2 protein-coding genes, 1 tRNA gene and 2 pseudogenes are annotated in these 5,092 nt (G+C 49.3%); 4 read left to right on the top strand and 1 reads right to left on the bottom strand.

Annotation, left to right across the window (positions count from 1 at the left end):
* The 4 genes and pseudogenes from BWK47_RS07925 to BWK47_RS07910 all read left to right on the top strand — a co-directional run.
* Nucleotides 1-89, top strand: a pseudogene (locus BWK47_RS07925) (IS5/IS1182 family transposase); the annotation flags it as partial.
* A 173-nt stretch (nt 90-262) separates the two neighbouring features.
* Nucleotides 263-2,128: a biosynthetic-type acetolactate synthase large subunit gene (gene ilvB, locus BWK47_RS07920; RefSeq protein WP_162328229.1), complete on the top strand. Its 1,866-nt coding sequence runs from the start codon at nt 263-265 to the stop codon at nt 2,126-2,128.
* Nucleotides 2,129-2,341: 213 nt separating this feature from the next.
* Nucleotides 2,342-4,285, top strand: a complete 1,944-nt coding sequence (gene shc, locus BWK47_RS07915) for a squalene--hopene cyclase (protein ID WP_162328228.1) — start codon at nt 2,342-2,344, stop codon at nt 4,283-4,285.
* A 79-nt stretch (nt 4,286-4,364) separates the two neighbouring features.
* Nucleotides 4,365-4,438, top strand: a tRNA-Pro gene (locus BWK47_RS07910).
* Nucleotides 4,439-4,786: 348 nt separating this feature from the next.
* Here BWK47_RS07910 and BWK47_RS17390 read toward each other — a convergent pair.
* A pseudogene (locus BWK47_RS17390) lies at nt 4,787-5,092 on the bottom strand (hypothetical protein); the annotation flags it as partial.

The following is a 5,092-nucleotide window of genomic DNA, read 5'->3' as shown; positions in this document are numbered from 1 at the left end:
TAAGCAAGGATTATGAATATTTACCTACCACCAGTGAGACCATGCTCTATGTTGCCATGGTTCATCTCATGCTTCAAAGGCTTGCTTAAAACTTTTCAAACACTTTCTAAGTCCAAGCCCGAGAAAATACTAGTCTTTGTTTACTTCAGTTGACCTAAATGATGTAAGTTTGTTAACTTTCCCTCTTTTGCCATAGGGAGCCCATCGCCGATTGGGTTAAAATTAAAAGACTTAGCCTACGCTTCCTAAAGCGATTTGTCCAGTGGTTGCATCAATTCCTAATCCCAAAACAAATTTCCTGAAAACTGTTCCTAGCCAACGGCAAACCGGGGCTTATATCCTGATGGATAGCCTGAAACGCCATGGGGTCAAACACATTTTTGGCTATCCCGGCGGGGCAATTTTGCCCATCTATGATGAACTGTACCGCTTTGAAGCAGCGGGGGAAATTGAGCATATTTTGGTGCGCCATGAACAAGGAGCTTCCCATGCGGCGGATGGGTACGCCAGAGCCACGGGGAAAGTGGGGGTTTGTTTCGGTACTTCTGGACCAGGGGCGACTAACTTGGTGACCGGCATTGCTAATGCCCATTTGGACTCAGTGCCCATGGTGGTGATTACTGGGCAGGTGGGTCGTGCCATGATTGGTAGCGATGCTTTCCAGGAAATTGATATTTTTGGCATCACCTTACCGATCGTTAAACATTCCTATGTGGTGCGTAGTGCGGCGGATATGGCCCGCATTGTTACTGAGGCTTTCCATCTGGCTAGCACCGGTCGTCCCGGGCCGGTTTTGATCGATATTCCCAAGGATGTGGGCTTAGAAGAATGTGAGTACATTCCCCTCGACCCCGGTGACGTTAATCTGCCTGGTTATCGCCCCACGGTTAAAGGTAATCCCCGGCAGATCAATGCGGCATTGCAATTGTTGGAGCAGGCCAGAAATCCGTTGCTCTACGTAGGGGGAGGGGCGATCGCCGCCAATGCCCATGCCCAGGTGCAGGAATTTGCCGAAAGGTTCCAGTTGCCGGTAACAACCACCCTGATGGGAATTGGGGCTTTTGATGAAAACCATCCCCTTTCAGTGGGCATGTTGGGGATGCATGGTACCGCCTATGCCAACTTTGCCGTCAGCGAATGCGATTTGTTGATTGCGGTGGGGGCCCGTTTCGACGACCGGGTAACTGGCAAACTAGACGAATTTGCTAGCCGTGCCAAGGTAATTCACATTGACATCGACCCGGCGGAGGTGGGAAAAAACAGGGCTCCCGATGTGCCCATTGTGGGGGATGTGCGCCATGTTTTAGAGCAACTTTTACAGCGGGCTCGGGAATTAGATTACCCCACCCATCCCCATGGCACCCAGGAATGGTTAAATCGCATTGATCATTGGCGAACCGATTACCCCCTCCAGGTACCCCACTATGAGGACACCATTGCCCCCCAGGAAGTGGTACATGAAATTGGTCGCCAGGCTCCCCATGCTTACTACACTACCGATGTGGGACAACACCAAATGTGGGCGGCCCAGTTTTTGAACAATGGTCCCCGCCGATGGATTTCCAGTGCTGGTTTGGGTACGATGGGCTTTGGCTTACCCGCCGCCATGGGAGCCAAAGTGGGAGTGGGGGACGAAGCGGTCATTTGCATCAGTGGGGATGCCAGCTTCCAAATGAATCTTCAGGAACTGGGAACCCTAGCCCAGTACGACATCCAGGTTAAAACTATTATTCTCAATAACGGTTGGCAGGGGATGGTGCGTCAGTGGCAACAAACTTTCTACGAAGAACGTTATTCTGCTTCTAACATGTCCCAGGGTATGCCAGACATTAATCTCCTCTGTGAGGCCTATGGCATCAAGGGTATTACCGTGCGCAAGCGGGAAGATTTGGCCCCGGCGATCGCCGAAATGCTAGCCCACAATGGTCCTGTGGTGATGGATGTGGTGGTCAAAAAAGATGAAAACTGTTACCCCATGATTGCCCCCGGCATGAGTAATGCCCAAATGCTAGGTTTACCGGAAGTGCCGGTGCGGGACAATGGTCCCCGGATGGTGGAGTGCAACCATTGCCAAACCCAAAATTTCATCACCCATCGTTTCTGTTCTGGTTGTGGAGCCAAACTCTAACCCATAAGCCAAAATTGAATTCATCCCCCCAGCGGTGGGGTCAGATTTCAGAGTACTTTTTTCCTTGGTTTTTCTTGACCATATTTAAAGTTCCACCAAAGGTCTGCTCCACCTATTGGGAAGAATTTTTTTTGCAAACCCCTAACCAAGGCAAGATGCGGCGTTCCCTAATCCATCTGTTATCTTTGTAAAGAAAAATTTACAACTTTGTCCATGGTTATTGCCGCCTCTCCCTCCGTTCCTTGTCCTAGCACCGAGCAAGTGCGCCAGGCGATCGCCGCTAGTCGGGACTTCCTGCTATCGGAACAATATGCCGATGGCTACTGGTGGTCTGAGTTGGAATCCAATGTCACCATCACTGCCGAAGTGGTCATACTGCACAAGATTTGGGGCACAGCGGCCCAAAGACCCCTGGAGAAGGCGAAGAATTATCTGTTGCAACAACAACGGGACCATGGCGGTTGGGAACTGTACTATGGTGATGGCGGTGAACTAAGTACCAGTGTGGAAGCCTACACTGCCCTGCGAATTTTGGGGGTTCCAGCCACCGATCCTGCCTTGGTCAAAGCGAAAAATTTTATTGTCGGCCGGGGGGGCATTAGCAAATCCCGCATTTTCACCAAAATGCACCTAGCCTTGATTGGCTGTTACGACTGGCGGGGCACTCCCTCCATTCCCCCCTGGGTAATGCTTTTGCCCAATAAATTTTTCTTTAACATTTACGAAATGTCCAGTTGGGCCCGTTCTAGTACGGTCCCCCTGATGATTGTTTGTGACCAAAAGCCCGTTTACGACATTGCCCAGGGTCTGCGGGTGGACGAACTCTATGCGGAAGGGATGGAAAATGTCCAGTATAAATTGCCGGAGAGTGGCACTATTTGGGATATTTTCATCGGTTTGGATAGCCTATTTAAACTACAGGAACAGGCCAAGGTGGTGCCCTTCCGGGAACAGGGTTTGGCCCTGGCGGAAAAGTGGATTTTGGAACGGCAAGAAGTGAGTGGTGATTGGGGCGGCATTATCCCCGCTATGCTCAATTCCTTGCTGGCGTTGAAAGTGTTGGGCTATGACGTTAACGATCCCTTTGTGCAACGGGGCCTAGCGGCGATCGACAATTTTGCGGTGGAAACGGAAGATACCTACTCCATCCAAGCCTGTGTTTCCCCCGTGTGGGATACGGCCTGGATGGTGCGGGCTTTGGCAGAAGCGGATCTGGGTAAAGATCATCCTGCCTTAGTTAAAGCAGGGCAATGGCTGTTGGATAAACAAATTCTCGCCTACGGCGATTGGCAGATCAAAAATCCCCACGGTAAACCGGGAGCTTGGGCGTTTGAATTTGATAATAATTTTTACCCTGACATTGACGACACCTGCGTGGTAATGATGGCGTTACAGGGCATTACCCTCCCCGATGAGGAACGTAAACAGGGGGCCATTAATAAGGCCTTGCAGTGGATAGCCACCATGCAATGTAAAACCGGAGGCTGGGCCGCCTTTGACATTGACAATGACCAAGATTGGCTTAACCAGTTACCCTACGGTGATTTGAAAGCCATGATTGATCCTAGCACCGCCGATATTACCGCCCGGGTGGTTGAAATGCTGGGAGCCTGTGGTTTGACCATGGATTCCCCGCGAGTGGAACGGGGTTTGACCTATTTACTCCAAGAACAGGAACAGGATGGTAGTTGGTTTGGCCGCTGGGGCGTGAATTATCTCTATGGCACTAGCGGGGCCCTTTCTGCCCTGGCCATTTACGATGCCCAACGTTTTGCATCCCAAATCAAAACGGCGATCGCCTGGTTGTTGAGCTGTCAAAATGCGGATGGGGGTTGGGGAGAAACCTGTGAAAGTTATAAAAACAAGCAGTTAAAGGGTCAAGGTAACAGCACTGTTTCCCAAACAGCCTGGGCCCTAATTGGTTTGTTGGATGCCCTCAAATATTTACCCAGCCTGGGACAAGATGCCAAACTAACCACGGCGATCGAGGGGGGGGTGGCTTTTCTTGTCCAGGGACAAACCCCCAAGGGCACCTGGGAAGAAGCAGAATATACCGGCACCGGTTTTCCCTGCCACTTTTATATCCGCTATCACTACTACCGCCAATATTTTCCCCTCATTGCCCTAGCTCGTTATAGCCATTTACAAGCATCTTAATGAACCTTGGGGTAATATTCGTCCGGTCAACCCCTGGCGATCGGGGGAAATGTATCCTAAGATTGAGGGGATTGCAGCACGGGATGTAGCGCAGCTTGGTAGCGCGCCTGCTTTGGGAGCAGGATGTCGCAGGTTCAAATCCTGTCATCCCGATACTTTCCACCTACTGTTGCACCCCTGCGATAGTGCTATGTTAGCCCATTTGATAGGGTTAATTCCTATCGGGGTCGAATGGGAGTTTAGGGTTCAACTCAAGCACCCAACGGTAGTGTTGTTCCTCGACACATCCGCCACCAAACTCAATGGTGTAGTACTCTATTATGTCGTCTGGGTCAATCTGACCAGTAAAAGCTAGTTTCCGTACAAGGTCATTGATAGCAAAGCCTAGAACACGTTGCTTAAGTTCATCAACGTCGATGACTTCTGCACCGATACTTTCAAGGTACTCTTTAGAAGTGATTTCTAAAGAAAATATAAAGAAAAGATGATATCGCTCTTCTATCAGTGCAGGTGGAAAGGTAAAATAATTGGAGCAATAATAAGGCCTCCTAAAGCCATTACTGCCTTCTTCAATTTGTCAAATAAGCAATGGAAGTTTTTCAATAACTGAGGTGTACAAATCACCGTCATCCACGGCTTTAATAAATTAAAGTAACATAATGGCTGAATTATTAATCTCATGTTGTTAAGTATGTTTTTCCATCCACTTTTTTGATTCCACCAAGGATGTTTTTGTATATTCTGATAAGCTATCTCCCTAGTCTGTTTTGATTTGTTTAAGGAGTTATCATGCGGAGGCAAATTTTC

The sequence above is a fragment of the Synechocystis sp. CACIAM 05 genome (genome assembly GCF_010222815.1).
Classification (GTDB): domain Bacteria; phylum Cyanobacteriota; class Cyanobacteriia; order Cyanobacteriales; family Microcystaceae; genus Synechocystis.
Note: the sequence above shows the minus strand (reverse complement) of the source record. Positions and strands in the feature narration are given on the sequence as shown.

Excerpts from the sequence above, each read along its gene's own strand:
- shc (WP_162328228.1), top strand. The coding sequence starts at position 2,342 with ATGGTTATTGCCGCCTCTCCCTCCGTTCCTTGTCCTAGCACCGAGCAA.